The sequence below is a fragment of the Streptomyces sp. NPDC046939 genome (assembly GCF_040644575.1).
In the GTDB taxonomy this organism is placed as follows: domain Bacteria; phylum Actinomycetota; class Actinomycetes; order Streptomycetales; family Streptomycetaceae; genus Streptomyces.
This window is the reverse complement of sequence record NZ_JBEYWV010000011.1, coordinates 58,039-76,011: the sequence shown is the minus strand read 5'-3', so window position 1 is coordinate 76,011 and position 17,973 is coordinate 58,039. Positions and strand designations below refer to the sequence as shown.

Here is a 17,973-nt window from a genome sequence, read left to right as displayed (position 1 = left end):
CGTGCCGGTCAGATGAGCGTGTCCCGCCGCACCACGCAGAGCGCCCAGATGATGAACCCGTTCAGGGCGATCAGGGTCAGGGACCAGAAGGGGTAGTACGGGATCGAGAGGAAGTTGGCGATGATCAGCAGCCCCGCGAGGGCGACGCCGAGGACGCGGGCCCACTTGACGGCGGCGAACAGACCGAGACTGACGGCGACGGCGATCGCGCCGATCAGCATGTGGATCCAGCCCCAGGCCGTCAGGTCGAACTGGAAGACGTAGTCACGGGTCGCCAGGAAGACGTCGTCCTTCAGGACGCCCATGAGACCGCGGCAGAAGGCCAGGATCCCGGAGATGAACAGCATCACCGCCGCGAAGACGGTCAGCCCGCCGGCCGCCGCCTCCTTCGCGCTGGTGCGGTGGTGCGGGGTCGTCGAGGTGGCCATGACAGGACCTCCGTGCGTGTGGAGGGTGCCCGATGCACCGCTGCGGAACGAGTGTTGCTCCCGGCGGGGCCCCGCGGTCGTCACCCTCCGGGGGTGACGACCGGGCGGAGGGCGGCCACGACCCTGGCGGTCGTCCGCCGCCGATCGGAGGCAAGCCGATGACCGTGCCGTCCCGTCAGAGCGGAGCCGACGCCCCGCGCGCGTGGCCGCGCCGGATCCTCGCGCCGCTCGCCCTCGCGCAGTTCATCTGCAGCTTCGCCGGGTCGAACATGAACGTGATGATCAAGGACATCAGCGACGACCTGAACACCACGGTCCAGGGCGTACAGACCGCGATCACCGTGTTCCTGCTGGTCATGGCCGCGCTGATGATCCCCGGCGGCATCCTCACCGACCGCTACGGCCGCAAGCGCTGCCTCGTCCTCGGTCTGCTCATCTACGGGGTCGGCGCCCTGCTCAGTGCTGCCGCGCCCGGGCTCGGCGTGCTCATCCTCGGCAACTCGATCCTCGAGGGCGTCGGCACGGCGCTGCTCATCCCGCCCGTCTACATCCTCACCACCCTGCTGTTCACCGAGGTCTCCGACCGGGCGCGGGCGTTCGGGGCGATCATGGCGATGGGCGGCGTCGGCGCGGCGGCCGGCCCGCTGATCGGGGGCCTCATCACCTCGGCGATCAGCTGGCGGGCGTCCTTCGTCTTCCAGGCGGTGGTCATCGTGGTCATCATCGTGCTGACGCGGAAACTGGAGGACCCGCTCCCCGCCGACCCCGGCTGTCACTTCGACACGGTGGGCGCGGTGCTCTCCGCGGCCGGTCTGGTCCTGGTCGTCACGGGCATCCTGGTCACCGACGACAACGGCTGGCTGGCGCTCGGTCTCATGGTCGTCGGCGTCCTCGTCCTGACGGCGTTCTTCGCGTGGGTGCGCTCGCGGGAACGCAAGGGGGTGAAGGCTCTCCTGCCGACGTCCCTGTTCCACAACCGCACCTCCAACCTCGGCCTCATCACCCAGCACGTGCAGTGGCTGGTGCTGATGGGCGTCTCGTTCGTGGCGGCCACCTACCTCCAGGTCGTACGGGGCTACGACGCGATCGGCACCGGAGTCATCTTCACCGCGTCGACCGTGGGGCTCCTCGCGTCCTCCCTGCTCGCGGAGCGCTTCGCGAAGCGGCGGGCACAGCGCACGCTCATCATGGCCGGCTTCGTCACGACCGTCAGCGGCATCGGCGTCCTCATCGTCCTCGCCGACGTGACGAACAAGGCGTGGGCGTTCACCCCGGGCCTGCTCCTCATCGGCCTGGGGCTCGGCCTGATGCTGACCCCCTCGGTCAACGTCGTCCAGTCGGCCTTCCCCGACGACCTCCAGGGCGAGATCTCGGGCCTCTCCCGCTCCGTCTCCAACCTCGGCTCCTCCGTCGGCACGGCGGTCGCCGGCACGATCCTCGTCGCGGACCCGGCCGTGGGCCCGTACATGACGGCGCTCGTGGTGCTCGGCGTGATCGGGCTCGGCGGGCTCGTGGCCGGGGCGCTGCTGCCCCGGCAGGGTCCCGGGGCGGTCGCGGCGCCTCAACGCCCGTCGTAGCGCACGCCGCTGGCGACGAGCAGGTCCTGCAAGGAGGCGCGCCGCCGGCTGAACGGCACCCACAACAGGCCCAGCGGGAACGACACGCTCAGCGCGGCCCGCAGCAAGGCGCGCGCCGTCCCGAGCCGCCGCCCCGCGCGGTCGCCCACCACCACGCCCATCAGCCGTCCCCCCACGGTCTGCCCGGTCGTCGCCCAGGCCCCGCCGAGGTAGCACACGGCGAAGGCCCAGCCGAGCGCCCCCGACAGCCACCCGGGGACCTCCGGAACCCGGAACGGGGGCCCGGTGGCGATCAACAGCACGCACCCGGCGCCGAGTTGCACCGTGACGGCGATGACGGCGACCACGCACACATCGACAAGCCCGGCGACCCCGCGCGACACGACCCCGGCGACCTCCGCCCCGGCCTCGGCCGCGCCCCTCATCACCGCGCCTCGCTGTCCCGGCCGAGGGCGCGGTCGGCCAGGCGGGACACCGCGCGGTCGCCTCGTCTGCCGAGGACCCGTATCGCCGCACCGGTGTCCGCGGCCATCCCCCCGCCCGTCTCCCGCACGATCCGCCCGAGATCGATCTCCCGCAGCACGTCACGGGTGAGCCCCACGAGATCGATCCGCGCGATGACCCGCCCGACGTCGACGCGGTCGGCGATCCGGTCCACATCGACGCGCTCGGCAACCCGCCCCACGTCGATCCGCTCCGCAACCCGCCCCACGTCCACGCGCTCGGCGACCTGGTCCACGTCGACACGAGCCACGACCCGCGCGACATCCACCCGATCCGCGATCCGATCCACGTCCACGCGATCCACAACCCGCGCCACATCCACCCCATCGGCGATCCGATCCACGTCGACGCGCTCCACAACCCGCGCCACATCCACCCGATCCGCGACCCGGTCCACGTCCACGCGATCCGCGACCCGCCCTACGTCGACCCGGTCCGCCACACGGTTCACATCCACGCGCTCGGCAACCCGGTCCACGTCGACGCGATCCACGATCCGCGCCACATCCACTCGATCCGCAATCCGATCCACATCCACACGGTCCACAACCCGCGCCACATCCACCCGATCGGCAACCCGATCGACATCCACGCGCTCGGCAACCCGCCCTACGTCCACCCGATCCGCCACACGGTCCACATCCACCCGGTCCGCCACCCGGTTCACATCCACCCGCGCCGCGATCCCGTCCACGTCCACCCGCGCCGCGATCCCGTTCACGTCCACGCGGGCCGCGACCCGGTCCACATCGACCCGGGACACGATTTCGTCCAGGTCGAGCCGGTCGAGCACCGCGCCGACCACGCCCCGTACCGCGGCGCTCGTCACCCGGTCCGCGGCGCCGAGCGCGTATCGCACCGGCCAGGTCAGCAGGGCCGTCAAGGCGGGCCCGTCCGCGTCATGTCGCAGCCTCATCACCAGACCGCAGCAGGGGGTCGGGCTCGGGGCATCCTCCGCCGCGGGTGAGCCGGGGCCGCCCGTCGAGCCGGACGGCGAACGCCAGCCCGTGCCGGTCCGCGAGGACGCGGGCCAGGCGCAGGGCGCTGAGGCCGCCGGGTCCGAGGTTCCCGGCGTGGCGGAGGTCGAGGAGGACGGCGGTGCCGCCGGGGCGGATGACGCGGTGCAGGAGCCGCCCGAGGGACGCCTCGGCGGCGGGGCCGAGTTCGGCCCGCAATTCGATCACCAGGCATCCGGCGACGTACCGGACGGCGACCGGCGAAGGGCCGGCGAAGGACCGCGCGGTCCGCAGGCGGCGCAGTCGCGGCGCGGGCGTCCATGCCATGGTGGCCCCCCTGAGAGCCTGTCGTCGCGCACGAGCGGAGCGGCGGACGCACACCGTGACGCCCTGGCAGGGGCGCGGGCAGGGGCCGTTCGGCCCTCACCCGTAGGGCCGAACGGCCCCGCTCCCCGGGTCCCCGGCGCGTACAGCAACCGCCGTACGACCCTGGTCGGCGATCCCAGGGTTTTCACCGTGGTCCGCGAGGCCGCCCGGGTCCATCGTGGAACCACGGAAGCGCACGGGGCTTCCGACCGCGGGGGGATCTACGGGGGTTCCAACGGGGGACGATCGGGGGACGGGGGTGCCCAGCAGGGCACCCCCGCTGTTCTGTGTCAGGACGGACCCGGCCGGCGCCCGCGCTCACGCCTCGCTGGCGTGGCTCAGCAGCCGCACCAACTGCGCCCGCCGGTGCACCCCGTCGAGCTTGCGATAGATGTTCCCCAGGTGGAACTCGACCGTCTTGACGCTGAGGAAGAGCTGTTCGGCCGCCTCGTGATTGGTGACGCCGCGCCCGACGGCCAGCGCCACGCGCAACTCCTGCGGGGTGAGCCCGTCCAGCGGGGCGGGCCCCGTACGGACCTGGTCTCCGCCCGCCGCGTGCAGCTCGGCCGCCGCCCGTGCCGCCCACCCGGCCGCCCCGAGCCGTTCGAACGTGGCGAGCCCGCGCCGCAGCCACCGCCGCGCCTCGCCCCGGCGCCCCTGCCTCCGCAGCAGCTCCCCCCGCGTGAACTCGGTGCGCCCCCGTTCGAACGGCGCGACCACTCCCCCGAGATGGAGCAGCGCCCGGTCCAGGTGCCGTTCCGCGTCGCCGGGTTCGAGCATGGCCCGGCAGCGGGCGGCGGCAGCGGCGGCGATGGGCCGGTGTCCGCGCCCCGCCTCGTGCTCCAGGACGCGCAGGGCGTCGTACGCCTCGTCGGTGCGGTGGAGGTGGGCGTAGGCGTCGGCGAGGTCGGCGGCCCAGGAGAGGTAGAGGCCGTCGCCGCGGCCGTTGGCGACGGAGAAGTCCCGTACGTTCTCCAGGTGGCGGGCGGCTTCCTCGTGGCGGCCGAGGCCGAGTTCGAGGAGGCCGAGGGCGCCGTGGGCGCGGGCCGCGTCCATGGGCAGGTCGGCGGTGGCGGCGAGCGCGGCGGCCTGGGCGCCGTGGCGGCGGCAGTCCGTCTCGCGGTTGAGGGCGGCCTCGGCCTTGGCCTGCGCGGCGAGGGCGCGGCACACCTCGATGACGCGCCCGGTGTCCTCGCCGAGCCGCGCGGACTCGTCGGCGTGGGCGAGCGCGGAGGTCCACTGGCCGCGCCAGAACTCGATCACCGACAACGTGCCGAGCAGATGCGCCAGCACCCCCACGGTGCTGGCGGCGCGCGCGGCGTGCACGGCCCGGTCGAGCAGGGCGTGGCCCTCGTCCAGCTCCTCGGCGGCCAGGTAGCAGAGGCCACCGACGCCCGACACCGGGTAGGGGAAGGACAGGTCCGGTTCGGCGAGCGGCTTCTCCAGTTCGTGGAGCAGGGCCCGGCCGTCCTCCGCGTCGCCGCCGAGGAGTTGGACGAGGGCGTGCAGCAGGCGTACGGGCAGGACGGCGGGCGCGTCGGTGAAGGCTTCGACGATGCGCATGGACTCGTCGGAGGCGGCGCGGGCGGCGGTGAGGTCGCCGATGGCGAGTTCGGTGAGGGTGACGCCGCCGAGCATGACGGCGGCGAGCGCGGGGTCGACGCTCCTGGCCTCGTCGACGGCGGCCCGCAGCTCCTCACTGGCGCGCGCCGGTCGGCCCCGCTGGATGTCGACGTAGCAGAGCAGTTGGCGCACGTCGAGGCGGGTGCGGGGCCGGGTGGCGTGGCCGAGGGCGCGGTCGAGGAGTTCGGCGGCCTCGTCCTGCGAACCGGCGGCCTGTGCGGCGCGGGCGGCGGAGAGCAGGCGGCCCGCCTTGTGCTCGCCCTCGGGGGTGAAGCGGGCGGCGTGCGCGTACAGGCGTGCGGCGAGCGGGAAGGTGAGGCTCGCGGGTCCGGCGGAGGCGGCGCGTTCGAGGGCGGCGGCGACCTGTTCGTCGGGGTCGGCGCCGGACTCGGCGAGGTGCCAGGCGTACCGCTCCAGGGCGGTGGGGGCCTGGGCGTCCCGGAGCGCGCGGGCGACGGCGCGGTGGGCGCGCCAGCGGCGCACGGCGCTCGCCCCGTGGTAGACGCCGGAGCGGACCAGCGGGTGGCGGAAGACGTACGCGCCTTCCTCCACGGTCACCAGGCCCGCGCGTTCGGCGGGTTCGAGCGAGGCGTACGTCAACCCCTGGTCGCGCAGGACGCGTTCGGTGCCGGCGAGGGGGCGCGGGCCGAGGACGGCGAGCAGCAGCATGGCGTCCTGGGCCTCGGCGGGCAGGCGGGCGATGGCGCTGTGGAAGGTGCGGGCGAGCATCTCGCCGATGGGCAGCGGGGCCCCGGTGTCGGGCCGGTGGCCGCCGCGCGCGAGCAGCGAGGGCAGCTCGACCAGGGCGAGGGGGTTGCCGCGTGCTTCGGAGAGGAGCCAGGTGATGTCGTGCGGGGACAGGGGTTCGTCGGCGACCAGGGCGCGCGCCGCGTCGGTGTCGAGGCCGCGCAGGGTGAGGGTCTCGACGGGGGCGAGCCGGGAGGCGGCCTCGTCGGTGTCGCGGGTCGCGAAGAGGGCGACGACGCCTTCGCGGCCGAGCCTGCGCGTGGCGAAGGCGAGGGAGTCCAGGGAGTACGGATCGAGCCATTGCGCGTCGTCGACGACGACGAGGACGGGCCCGGACTCGCTGACCGCGCCGAGCAGGCTGAGCGTCCCGGCGGCGACGGCGAACCGGTCCTGGGCGACGGCCGGGCCGAGCGCGAGCGCCCCGGTGAGGGCCGCCGCCTGTCGGCCCGGGATGCGGTCCAGGAGGTCGGTGACCGGCCGGAACAGGTCGGCGAGGCCCACGTAGGGCAGTTGGGACTCGGTCTCGATGCCGTGGGTGCGCAGCACGGTGAGGTCACCGGCGACCGACTCGGCGTAGCGGAGCAGGCTGCTCTTGCCGATCCCGGCCTCGCCCCGGATGACGAGGGCCGTGCTCCGCCCCGTCCGCGCTTCGTCGATGAGGTCGGCGATCCGTGCGCACTCCGCCGTACGACCCAGCAGCATGGACTCAGGGTAACCGCGCCGCCGCCCCCGTCCCATAGGTCAACTCGGCCGAACTGCGCGGGAGTTCAGGCCGCTTCCGGTGTCGCGTCCTCCGGTGCGAACTGGGTGCGGTACAGCTCCGCGTAGCGGCCTCCGGCGGCGAGCAGGGCGGTGTGGGTGCCGCGCTCCACGATCCGGCCGTCCTCCACGACGAGGATCTGGTCGGCGGAGCGGATCGTGGACAGGCGGTGGGCGATGACGATGGCCGTGCGGTCGGTGAGCGCCTCGGTCAGCGCCTCCTGGACGGCGGCCTCGGAGGTGTTGTCGAGGTGGGCGGTGGCCTCGTCGAGGATGACGACGCGCTGGCGGGCGAGGAGGAGCCGGGCGATGGTCATGCGCTGGCGTTCGCCGCCGGAGAGCCGGTAGCCGCGCTCGCCGACGACCGTGTCGAGCCCGTCCGGCAGTTCCCGTACGAGGTGGTCGAGGCGGGCGCGGCGCAGCACGTCCCAGAGTTCGTCCTCGGTCGCCTCCGGCCGGGCGAGGAGCAGGTTGGCGCGGACCGTGTCGTGGAAGAGGTGGCCGTCCTGGGTGACCATGCCGAGCGCCCCGCGCAGGGCGGGTGCGCTCAGGTCGCGTACGTCGACGCCGCCGATGCGTACGGCGCCCGCGTCGGTGTCGTAGAGGCGGGGCAGGAGTTGCGCGATGGTCGACTTGCCCGCGCCCGAGGAGCCGACGAGGGCGACGGTCTGGCCGGGTTCGGCGCGGAAGCTCACGCCGTGCAGGACCTCGGCGCCGCCGCGCGTGTCGAGCGTGGCGACCTCTTCGAGGGAGGCGAGGGAGACCTTGTCGGCGGAGGGGTAGCCGAAGCGGACGTCGTCGAACTCGACGGCGACGGGGCCGTCCGGCACGTCACGGGCGTCCGGTTTCTCGTCGATCAGCGGCTTCAGGTCGAGCACCTCGAAGACCCGCTCGAAGCTGACAAGGGCGCTCATGACCTCGACGCGGGCCCCGGCCAGGGAGGTCAGCGGCGCGTACAGGCGGGTGAGGAGCAGGGCGAGGGAGACGACGGCGCCCGCCTCCAGGGTGCCGTCGAGGGCGTAGTAGCCGCCGAGCCCGTAGACGAGCGCCAGGGCGAGGGCGGAGACCAGGGTCAGCGCGGTGATGAACGCCGACTGCGCCATCGCCGTCCGCACCCCGATGTCACGGACGCGGCGCGCCCTGGCGGCGAACTCGGCGGACTCCTCCTCGGGCCGGCCGAAGAGTTTGACCAGCGTGGCGCCGGGCGCGGAGAACCGCTCGGTCATCCGTGTGCCCATGGCCGCGTTGTGGGCGGCGGCCTCGCGCTGGAGGCGCGCCATGCGGCTGCCCATGCGGCGCGCGGGCAGCACGAAGACGGGGAGCAGGAGCAGGGCGAGGAGGGTGATCTGCCAGGACAGCGTGAGCATGACGGCCAGGGTCAGCACGAGCGTGACGATGTTGCCGACCACGCCGGACAGGGTGTTGCTGAAGGCGCGCTGGGCGCCGATCACGTCGTTGTTGAGACGACTGACGAGCGCTCCCGTACGGGTACGTGTGAAGAACGCGACCGGCATCCGCTGCACGTGGTCGAAGACAGCGGTCCGCAAGTCCAGGATCAGTCCCTCGCCGAGGTTGGCGGAGAGCCAGCGGGCGAGCAGGCCGGTGCCCGCCTCGGCGAGCGCGATGACGGCGATGAGCACGGCGAGCCGGACCACCTCGCCCTGCTCCTTGCCGCCCACGATCGCGTCGACGACGTGCCCGGCGAGAACCGGCGTCGCCACCGCGAGCAGCGCCCCGACCACGCTGAGCAGCACGAACTGGATGATGCGGCGCCGGTGCGGGCGGGCGAACCCGGCGATGCGGCGCAGGGTCGCGCGGGCGAAGGGGCGCTTGTCCGGGCCGCCGTTCTGGGCGTTCATGACGCTGTGGAGCTGCGTCCAGGCTGTGGTTTCCATGCTCATGCGGACGACAGTAGGACCTCAACCAATGTTGAGGTCAAGGAATCGGAGGCGGTGCCGGGGTCTGGGGCCGGGGAGGCGGGGCGTGGCAGGATGCGCGCATGCCGTCCGTCCGCGTGGAACGCCGAGGTCACGTCAGCACCGTCGTCCTGGACCGCCCGGAGGCGCGGAACGCGGTCGACGGACCGACCGCCGCGCGACTGGCCGCCGCCTTCCGGGAGTTCGAGGCCGACGACACGGCGAGGGTGGCGGTGCTTTGGGGCGCGGGCGGCACGTTCTGCGCGGGCGCCGACCTCAAGGCCGTCGGCACCGAGCGCGGCAACAAGGTCACCCAGGAAGGTGACGGGCCCATGGGCCCGACGCGGCTGCGCCTGACGAAGCCGGTGATCGCCGCCGTCAGCGGCCACGCGGTCGCGGGCGGCCTCGAACTCGCCCTCTGGTGCGACCTGCGGGTCGTCGAGGAGGACGCCGTGTTCGGCGTGTTCTGCCGCCGCTGGGGCGTGCCCCTGATCGACGGCGGCACGGTCCGGCTGCCCCGCCTCATCGGCGAGAGCCGCGCCATGGACCTGATCCTCACCGGCCGCCCGGTCCCCGCCCAGGAGGCCTACGAGATCGGCCTCGCCAACCGCCTGGTCCCCCCGGGCCGCTCCCGCGCGGCGGCCGAGGCCCTGGCCACCCAACTGGCGGCGTTCCCCCAGGCGTGCCTGCGCAGCGACCGGGCGTCAGCGCGGGAACAGGGCGGCGCCGACGAGGAGACGGCGATGCGGGCGGAGCTGACGTACGGGGCGGGCGTACTGGCGGAGGGGATCGAGGGGGCGGGGCGGTTCGTGTCGGGGGAAGGGCGGCATGGGGCTTTTGGAGGGGGCGAGGGCTGAGGGGACTCACCCCGGCAGGGCGTGGGCCGAGAAGGCCCCGTCCTCGGCCGAACGCGGGTGAAGGGCGGCACGGGGCTTTTGCAGGGGGCGAAGGCTGAGGGGACTCACCCCGGCCGGGCATGGGCCGAGAAGGCCCCGTCCTCGGCCGAGCGCGGGCGAAGGGCGGCACGGGGCTTTTGCAGGGGGCGAAGGCTGAGGGGACTCACCCCAGCGGGGCATGGGCCGAGAAGGCCCCGTCCTCGGCCGAGCGCCGGTGAAGGGCGGCACGGGGCTTTTGCAGGGGGCGAAGGCTGAGGGGACTCACCCCGGCAGGGCATGGGCCGAGAAGGCCCCGTCCTCGGCCGAGCGCGGGCGAAGGGACGCTCCACAGTCGAGCGCAGATCGAAGGGACCGTTCGCAACCGGAGCGCGGGCTGAGAAGGATTGCCTTCAGCCGAGTGCGGGCCGCAGGGGGCTCTCCGCAACCAGGCACGGGCCGAATCCTCCTCCCCAGTCGAGCGCGGGCAAAGGAGCGCTCCGCAGCCGAGCGCGGTCTGAGAGGGGACTGCTTTGAGCCGAGTGCGGGTCGAAGGGGGCTCTCCACATCCAGGCGCGGGCGAAATCCCCTCCCTAGCCGAGCGCGGGCCGAGATGGCCGTCCTGGGTCGGCCGAGCGCAGATCGAAGGGGCGCCGCAGACGACCGCAGGCGAAGGAGCCCCGATCTCAGCAGACCGGAGGTCGAAAGCTCCCTCCTCAACCGACCGCGGGCCGAAAGGCCCATCCTCAGCCGAGCTCCAGCGTGGTGACGCCGAAGATTTTGTGCTGGGCGAATCGTCGGACGGGGCCGGTGTACATGCGGGCCGTCTCGAATCCGGCTGTCAGACCATGTGATGCCACGAGCGCGAGAGCGTCCGCGTTCGTCTCCGGTACGTCGATGTTCACCGGGCCCTCCCCGGGCGCGAGGGCGTCGAAGAGGGCCCGTGCGTCGTCGGCGGTGTCCGCGAAGAGGGGGCCGATCCGTCGGCCGTCCTGTGCCGGGCGCACCACCCCGTACCCGGTGACCCGACCGTCGGCGACGCGGGCGAGTGCCGTGTGCCCGGGCGTGGTGAGCCAGGACGTCAGGAAACGGGGCCGGTCGGCGGGGTGGCAGGCACTGTCGTAGGCGAGGACGGGCGCGAGGAGGTCGGCGCCGACGGGCACGACCGCCCCCGCAACTCCCACCCGCTCGACGACCCCGGTGAACCGGATCGTGCGATGGGCGGGCGCGAACCCGGACCTGCGGTAGTTGTGCTGCTGGGCGACAACCCCGTCGAGGCCGACAGTGCGCGCACCCGCGTGCGCGAGCCCGGCCCGCCAGGTGGCGAGGCCGTGGCCGAGACCGCGCAGGCCGGGACGGACGAGGTAGCAGCCGAGGAAGGCGAAGTCGGCGCCGTAGGTGACGACGGAGACGGCCGAGACGGGCTCGCCGTCGATCCGGCCGAGGAAGAACCCGTCGGGGTCCTGCGCGAAGAAGCTCGCACCGTCGTGGAGGCCGGGGTTCCACCCCTCGTCGGCGGCCCAGCCGCGGATCACGGGCCAGTCGGCGAGACGGGCCCGGGAGATGTCGAGGCGCCCCGGTTCGTCGCTCATGCGCACCGCTCCTGTTCACGTAACGCTCCACGGACCCGCCAGGCCCGGCCCCGGCGCGCCGGGCATCCTTCCCGATCACGCCCTCCGCGACACCCCCGTACGGCAGGATGATCGGACGCATGCCCGAAGAGGACCGCACCGACCCCGGAGTTGTCTCATGACGGACCTGTCCCCCGCCACACCCGCCATCGACACCAGCAAGGCGCATCCGGCCCGGGTGTACGACTGGTTCCTCGGCGGCAAGGACAACTATCCGGTCGACGAGGAGCTGGGGCGCCAGATCACCGCGATGGAGCCGACCGCCCCCTACGGGGCGCGGCACAACCGCTGGTTCATGCAGCGGGCGACGCGGATGCTCGCGGCACAGTGCGGAGTGCGCCAGTTCCTCGACATCGGCACGGGCATACCGACCGAGCCGAACCTGCACCGCATCGCCCAGGCCGCGGCGCCCGAGGCGGCCGTCGTCTACGTGGACAACGACCCGATCGTCCTCGCCCACGCGGAGGCGCTGCTGCGTGGCACCCCGGAGGGCGTGACGCGGTACGTGCAGGCGGACGCCCGCGAACCGCACCGGATCCTGGAGCTGGCCGGAAAGATCCTGGACCTCGACCGCCCGGTCGCGCTGTCACTCATCGCGCTGCTGCACTTCATCCCGGACGAGCAGGGGGCGTACGACATCATCCGTACGCTGGTGGACGCGCTCCCCTCCGGCAGCCACCTGGTGCTGTCGCAACTGGCGTCGGACCACGACCCCGAACGCACCCGGCAAGCCGTTGCCATGTACGCGGCGGGCGGGGTGACACTGGTGCCGCGCACGCGCGAGGAGACGGCCAGGTTCTTCACGGGCCTGGACCTGCTCGACCCAGGCCTCGTCTGGCTGCCGGACTGGCACCCCGAGCTGGCCGTCGACGAGGAGCGGGACGGCACGCCCGTGCCGCTGTACGCGGGGGTCGCGCGCAAGCCGTGACGCGCATCCGGTAAGGGTTGCCCGACATGGCGAACATCACACATGGCGATACACACGTGACGGACCGGAGCGAAGAGGCGTACTGATCCCCTACCCTCGTTCACATGTCCTCCACTCCCACCCCTCGCTCAACCCGTTCCGCCGATGTGGTCAACCAGCAGATCCGCGACCTGTGGGCCCGCACGGGCGGCCAGTTGACCGCCGAGGACAGGGCTGAGTACGAGGCACTGGTCACAGAGTGGGCCACAGTGGCCGGTGAAGGACTCGTGCAGAGGGCGTGACCCCGGCACGAATCAGGACTGCGGCCTGCTGCCGTGGTTCGCGGCGTGCTTGCGGCGGGCCTTCTTCTTACGGCGACGCTTCGAGGACATGACTGCCTCCTGAGTTTCGTGGGCGCGACGCTGCGAGCGCGCGACCAGGCGGACAAGCAGGACATATAGCCCACCCGCCACCTTCGCACAGGCCCCGCCACCCCGCGACGCCGGCAAACCCGGCCGATGAACCGGGTAGCCAACTCGCCGAACCGCGTCAGGCGCCGCTACCGACGCCATCGAAGGCCCGCAGCCACGCCAGGAACTCCCCCATGCGCACGGCATAGGGCGCCCCCACGGAAGGCCGTCACAAGTCGCCCACGGCCATCGCGAAGAAGGCCGTGCCGAGGTTCGTCGGTATGGGTCTCCATGCCCGACTTCCGAGTCCTGCCCGTAGGGCCGGGGAAGGCGGCCCGCTCCGGGTCTACTCCGGCGGCGTAGGCGTGTCGTGGCTGCGGTACATCGCCTGGACGTCCAGTTCCAGCTTGACCGTGGGGCCGACCACGGCGATGCCGCGGGCCAGCATCGTCCTCCAGTTGAGGGTGTAGTCCTCGCGGTGGAGCTCCGCCGTCGCGAGGGCGGCGCAGCGGAGTTCCTCGGCGTAGCCGCCGTTGACGACGCCGAGGTAGTTGGTGTCGAGTTCGACGGTGCGGCTGACGCCGTGCATGGAGAGGGCGCCCTGGACGGTCCATTTCGAGCCGCCGCGGTAGAGGAAGCGGTCGGAGGAGAAGTGGATGTAGGGGTAGTTCTCGACGTCCAGGAAGTCCGCGGAGCGCAGGTGGTTGTCGCGGGTGTTGTTGCCGGTGTCGATCGACGCCGCGTCGATGCGCACCTCCACCCGGGAGTCGGCCATGTCGGGCGCGACGTGGATGCCGCCCTCGAAGCGGGTGAAGCGGCCGTGGACGTGGGCCATGCCGACGTGCTTGGCGATGAACCGGATCGCGGTGTGCGGCGGGTCGAAGAGCCAGGTGCCGGTGCCGGGCAGCTCGGGGGCGCGACCGGGGTGGAGCTGGACCTGGGTGAGGGGGACGGTCGCGCCGGCGAGGACGTCGATCGTCTGCTGGTGCGGCTGCAGCCCCTCGGCCGCGAGCAGCACCCCGTACCGGCCCGCCCGCAGCGTGAGGAAGACCAGGCCGTACGGGTCCGTCGTGGCCTTCGCCGCGACCTGGCCGGTGCTGGTCTCCGTGACCGTCACCTCGACGCCCGCCATCGGCTCCCCCAGCGGGTCGGCGACCTGGCAGTGGAAGGCGCCCGCGCCCGCCGGTACGGGGTGCGCGAGACCGGCTCCGCCCGCGGAACGGGCCCGCTTGCGGCGGAACAGGGCGAGGGGCATGAGTGCGGCCTTTCCAAGAACGGTTGATCTTCGTTCGACACCTTGCCATGGCTCTGACCGGCGCAAATGAGGCGGAATTCCATATTCCGCTCCTGCGGGTGCGGCACTTCACGAAATCTCCTCAAAGTTCGGCTCGACCGAAGCGCGAACGTATGTTCCACGCCACATGTACGCGGGTTCGTGACGGGGCGTTGACTGTCTCGGAGCGCCTCTGCCAAGGTCACCAGGCCCGTCACGCCGCCTCCCGACCGAGGGATTGAGGAGATCCCGGCCCCCATGAACCGCCACGAACCCGCGCTCGCCCCGGCACCCGCCGCACCGACCGCCGACCTTTGGCGTCCCTTCGCGGACAAGTACGCGGCGAACTGGGCGAAGGAGCCGTTGGTCGTGCCGGGCGCGCCCGGTCCCGGCCTGGACGCGGCGGGGGCGCACCGCCTCCTGGTGGCCGCGGCCACCGCCCCGGAGCCGACCACGACGCGGCTGGCCGTCGCCGACGGCGTGCTCCGCGCCCCCGGTCCGCTGCTGCCCTCGCGGGACGACCGGAGCGCCGCCGACTACGCCGCCCGCCTCGCCGCCTCCGGTCGGATGCCGGACGGGGGCTGGCTGCTGACTGCCCGTCACGCCCTCCACCTCGACTTCTCCCTCTGGTCGCGGGTCCGTGACGCCGTGACGGGGCTCTGGCTCCACATCGGACTGCCTCCGCTGCCCGTCACCGCCGAGCTCGCGGTCGGCACCCGGCACCGGACCGTCGAGGACCCGCGCGAGCGCTCCGACGCGGCCGGGTTCACCTGGGTCCTGGACGGCTCCCTCACCCTGCGGGTGCGGCCCGAGCACACCGGCACCGAGTACGCGTTGCGCGCGTCGAGGGGCGACTTGGTGCACTGGCCCGCCGGGAGCACCCACCTGGAGGACCGTACGCGGCTGTGCACGACGTTGCGTCTGAGCGTCCCGGCCCGCTCCGCCTCGGCCCTCCCCTACGTCGGCGAGGTGCTCGGCGACATCCTGCGCCGCCACCCGCTCCCCGCCGACGACCAGGCCACCGTCCCGCACCCCGCACCGGCCGCCCCGGACGGACGCCTCACACCCACCCCCCGCTGCACCGCCCCCGCCCGGCGCTGCATGACCGCCCTGAGCGGTGACGAGCCCGAACGCGTGTTGTCGCTGCGCTGGGCGGCCCTGCGCTCAGCGGCCGGTCTCCTCCCGGCCCCGCCGCCCAGACCCGGCGTCCCGCTCGTCCCGGGCCGCCGATTACGGCGTACGGCCGAGATCCTGCGCACACGGCCGGAGACCGGCCCGCCGCTCTGGGCCGCCAACGGACACGCGGCCCCCGTCACCACCCCCGCCGCTCACCGCGTCCTCGACCACCTCGCCACGACACCGCGCACCACCGTCACCGCCCTGGCCGAGGCGGGCGATCTGCACCCTGACACCCCTCAACTTCATACGCTGCTCACCGAGTTGTACCGGGTCCGCGCCCTGGAGGCGGAGTCGTGAGCCGCTCCGGGACGGTCGAGATCGACACCCTGACCGCGTTCGACTGGGACCTGTTCGTCGACACGTACTGGGACCGGCGCCCCGTGCTCATCGCCTCGGGCGCGATCCCCGCCCCCTTCGACGTGCACGAGGTTTTCGAGAGCGCCGTCACGGCCGCCCGGCACCCCGCTTCCGGGCAGCTCGGCTTCACCCTCGGACCGCGCCGGCTCACCGACCCCGGCGACCTGCTCCCCCAGCCGGAGGACCGTTCCTTCGCCCGGTACGACCAGCGGCTCGTCGCCCACGTGGGCCGTGAACCGTTCACCCTCCGCGTGGGCGGGCCGCACACCTATCACCATCCCGTGTGGCGCAGGGCGCGGAACTTCCTGTCCCCGCTGTGGGACCGCACGGGCCAGCCGCTGCTCGGCGCGTCCACCGCCCTGCACCACGGGGTGTGCGGCCCCGGCCGGGCCGCATACGGCCACCCGTACACACGTGTCGCCACGTTTCTCCACGCCCTGCTCGGACGGCCCCGGTTGCGGCTCGCGCTGGACGAGCGCTGGGCGGCCGTCCGCCTCGCACCCGGTGATCTGCTCTACTGGCCCGCCGGTCGGCGCTGTGTCGTGGAGGCGGGCGGGGCCCCGGCCGCCGTCGTGCGTCTGGGTGTCCCCCGCGCCGCGCCCGCACCCGGGCACGGGGTGCGTTCCCTGCTCGTGCCCGGGCCCGATCCGGCGCCCCCGCGGACTTGGCAGGACGGCGCCGACATCCTCGTACGCCCGACGACCGACGGCCACGCGGACCGGCTGCCCCCCGTGCTCGCCGGGGCCCTCGCCCGCTACCGGGAGGCCGCGCGGCCCGGGGTGCTGCGGCGGCGGACGGTGCGGGAGGCGCTGCTGCACGCCACGGACGGCGGGCTGCGGCCGGTCCCGCCACCCGCTCGCCCGGTCCACTTCACCGAGGGCGACGCCGTACGGGCCGTCGAGCGGGTGCTCTGGGCGGAGGCCGGCGGGCGGCGGCTCGTGGCGGCGTGCGGCCATGTGCTGGAGACCGGGCTGACGGGGCCCGAACTCTCCGCCGTCGTCGGCCTGCTGAACGCGGGGGCGACGGTGAGCCTGGCCGAACTCGCGCCCTCCGCGCGCGCGTTGCTGTCGCAGCTGGCCGGATTCCGGGCCGTTCAGCGGGTGTGAGCCCGTCGGCGCGGGGCGGCTCACCCGCCCCGCGCGTACTGTCCGGACGTATTGCGCAACAGTTCTGCGTAATCTTCGTGCGGGTGGTCTTCCCAAGGTGCCGTAGTTATGCAAGAGTCCTGCGCATTACGGTCGACAGGCCGGACAGGTCGGCCCGGGAGGGAATCAGGCCATGACGGTGCACGACAGGGCCCGGGGGCACGACCTCGCGGCGCTGCGCGGTCTCAACACCGCCGTGGTGCTGCGGGCGTTGCGGCGCGAGAGCCCGCAGACCGTCAGCGCCCTCGCGGCCGGCACCGGGCTCTCCCGGCCGACCGTCGAGGCGCTCGTGGAGGAGCTGTCCGGGCAGGGGTGGATCGCCGAGACCGACGCCCCGGCGGCCGGGCGGGCGCCGGGGCGGCCCGCGCGCCGGTTCCGGTTCCGTGCCGAGGCCGGGCACGTCGTCGGCGTCGACATCGGCCTGCGCAAGCTGGTGCTGCTGCTCGCGCGGCTCGACGGCGAGGTCGTCGCCCGGCACCGCGAGGAGTTCCCCGCCGAACTGCCGGGCGCCGAGCGGATCGAGCTGCTGCGGTCCAGGCTGCGGCGGTTCGTCAGGGATGAGGGGCTCGGCCCGGACGACGTGTGGGCGGTCGGTGTCGGCGTGCCCGGCATGGTCGACGACACGGGGCGGATCCTGTCGGTCGTCGTCCCCGACTGGACCGACCTCGACCTCGCGCGGCGCCTCGCGGACGACGTCCCGTGCCGCGTCCTCGTGGAGAACGACGTGAACCTCGCCGTCCTCGCCGAGCACTGGCGGGGCGCCGCCGTCCTCGCCGACGACGTGGCGTGCGTGCTCGTGGGACGGCGCATCTCGTGCGGCGTGATGATCGACGGCAAGCTGCACCGGGGCCGCCGCGGCGGCGCGGGCGAGCTGGGCATCCTGCCCCAGCTCGGGCTCGACGAGGCCGGGAAGACGCTCGTCTGGGGCGGTGAGCGGCGCGACGGCGAGTCCGGCTCGGACGCGCTCGCGCGGGCCGTCCGCGCCGGTGACCCCGCGGCCCTCGACGTCCTGGACCGCTATCTCGCCGGGGTCGCCCCCGGGATCGCGGCGCTCGTCCTCGCCCTCGACCCCGAGCTGCTCGTCCTGTCCGGCGCGCTCGCCCCCGTCGGCCCGCCCCTCGGCCCGCTGCTCACCGAGCACCTGCGCCCGCTGACCCTGCACGTGCCACGGATCGCGGTCAGCACGCTCGGCCGCGAGGGCGTGGCCCTGGGCGCGGTGCGCCGCGCCCTCGACGCGGTCGAGACGCGGCTCCCCGACGCGGCGGGCCCGGCACGGCCGTCACCGGCCGCCCAGCACTGAACCACCGACTCCATCGACCCGAC

Annotated in this window: 15 protein-coding genes; 7 read left to right on the top strand and 8 right to left on the bottom strand. The window is 73.7% G+C overall.

Annotated elements, in window-relative coordinates; all coding sequences use genetic code 11:
* Positions 1–8 precede the first annotated feature (8 nt).
* A complete protein-coding gene (locus ABZ877_RS14420) occupies positions 9–428 on the bottom strand; it encodes a hypothetical protein (RefSeq protein WP_361069672.1) in 420 nt (139 codons plus the stop codon).
* A gap of 158 nt (positions 429–586) precedes the next feature.
* Between ABZ877_RS14420 and ABZ877_RS14415 the strand changes: the two genes are divergently transcribed.
* Complete coding sequence (locus ABZ877_RS14415) at positions 587–2,005, top strand: MFS transporter (protein WP_361069669.1); 1,419 nt, start codon at positions 587–589, stop codon at positions 2,003–2,005.
* Here the strand turns inward: ABZ877_RS14415 and ABZ877_RS14410 are convergent.
* The 5 genes from ABZ877_RS14410 to ABZ877_RS14390 all read right to left on the bottom strand — a co-directional run bounded on the left by ABZ877_RS14410 (position 1,990) and on the right by ABZ877_RS14390 (position 8,855).
* Complete coding sequence (locus ABZ877_RS14410; RefSeq protein WP_361069666.1) at positions 1,990–2,430, bottom strand: RDD family protein; 441 nt, start codon at positions 2,428–2,430, stop codon at positions 1,990–1,992. The genes ABZ877_RS14415 and ABZ877_RS14410 overlap by 16 nt on opposite strands.
* The gene (locus ABZ877_RS14405) at positions 2,430–3,392 is read right to left on the bottom strand and encodes a hypothetical protein (RefSeq protein WP_361069663.1); all 963 of its coding nucleotides are present in this window, start codon (positions 3,390–3,392) and stop codon (positions 2,430–2,432) included. Before ABZ877_RS14405 ends, ABZ877_RS14410 begins: the two co-directional genes overlap by 1 nt.
* 16 nt (positions 3,393–3,408) lie before the next feature.
* On the bottom strand, positions 3,409–3,792 hold the full coding sequence (locus ABZ877_RS14400; RefSeq protein WP_361069662.1) for a hypothetical protein: 384 nt from the start codon (positions 3,790–3,792) through the stop codon (positions 3,409–3,411).
* Between the two features lie 357 nt (positions 3,793–4,149).
* Positions 4,150–6,903 (bottom strand): AAA family ATPase, encoded by a 2,754-nt coding sequence (locus ABZ877_RS14395; RefSeq protein ID WP_361069659.1) that lies wholly within the window; start codon positions 6,901–6,903, stop codon positions 4,150–4,152.
* Between the two features lie 65 nt (positions 6,904–6,968).
* Positions 6,969–8,855 (bottom strand): ABC transporter ATP-binding protein, encoded by a 1,887-nt coding sequence (locus ABZ877_RS14390; RefSeq protein ID WP_361069996.1) that lies wholly within the window; start codon positions 8,853–8,855, stop codon positions 6,969–6,971.
* Positions 8,856–8,959: 104 nt separating this feature from the next.
* Between ABZ877_RS14390 and ABZ877_RS14385 the strand changes: the two genes are divergently transcribed.
* Entirely contained in the window at positions 8,960–9,733 is a 774-nt protein-coding gene (locus ABZ877_RS14385) for a crotonase/enoyl-CoA hydratase family protein (protein ID WP_361069656.1), read from the top strand.
* 761 nt (positions 9,734–10,494) lie between these two features.
* Here the strand turns inward: ABZ877_RS14385 and ABZ877_RS14380 are convergent.
* Complete coding sequence (locus ABZ877_RS14380) at positions 10,495–11,340, bottom strand: GNAT family N-acetyltransferase (protein ID WP_361069653.1); 846 nt, start codon at positions 11,338–11,340, stop codon at positions 10,495–10,497.
* 157 nt (positions 11,341–11,497) lie between these two features.
* Between ABZ877_RS14380 and ABZ877_RS14375 the strand changes: the two genes are divergently transcribed.
* Positions 11,498–12,307 carry an SAM-dependent methyltransferase gene (locus tag ABZ877_RS14375; RefSeq protein ID WP_361069651.1) on the top strand — a complete coding sequence of 270 codons (810 nt, stop codon included), beginning with the start codon at positions 11,498–11,500 and terminating at the stop codon, positions 12,305–12,307.
* Positions 12,308–12,411: 104 nt separating this feature from the next.
* Complete coding sequence (locus ABZ877_RS14370; protein WP_361069648.1) at positions 12,412–12,588, top strand: hypothetical protein; 177 nt, start codon at positions 12,412–12,414, stop codon at positions 12,586–12,588.
* A 454-nt stretch (positions 12,589–13,042) separates the two neighbouring features.
* Here ABZ877_RS14370 and ABZ877_RS14365 read toward each other — a convergent pair whose 3' ends face one another.
* Entirely contained in the window at positions 13,043–13,951 is a 909-nt protein-coding gene (locus ABZ877_RS14365) for a YceI family protein (RefSeq protein ID WP_361069646.1), read from the bottom strand.
* Positions 13,952–14,227: 276 nt separating this feature from the next.
* Here ABZ877_RS14365 and ABZ877_RS14360 point away from each other — a divergent pair, with 276 nt between their 5' ends.
* The 3 genes from ABZ877_RS14360 (at position 14,228) to ABZ877_RS14350 (ending at position 17,950) form a co-directional block, all read left to right on the top strand.
* On the top strand, positions 14,228–15,445 hold the full coding sequence (locus ABZ877_RS14360; protein WP_361069643.1) for a hypothetical protein: 1,218 nt from the start codon (positions 14,228–14,230) through the stop codon (positions 15,443–15,445).
* Positions 15,442–16,611: a hypothetical protein gene (locus ABZ877_RS14355; protein WP_361069640.1), complete on the top strand. Its 1,170-nt coding sequence runs from the start codon at positions 15,442–15,444 to the stop codon at positions 16,609–16,611. The genes ABZ877_RS14360 and ABZ877_RS14355 overlap by 4 nt, the downstream gene beginning before the upstream one ends.
* A 172-nt stretch (positions 16,612–16,783) precedes the next feature.
* Complete coding sequence (locus tag ABZ877_RS14350; RefSeq protein ID WP_361069638.1) at positions 16,784–17,950, top strand: ROK family transcriptional regulator; 1,167 nt, start codon at positions 16,784–16,786, stop codon at positions 17,948–17,950.
* Positions 17,951–17,973 lie beyond the last annotated feature (23 nt).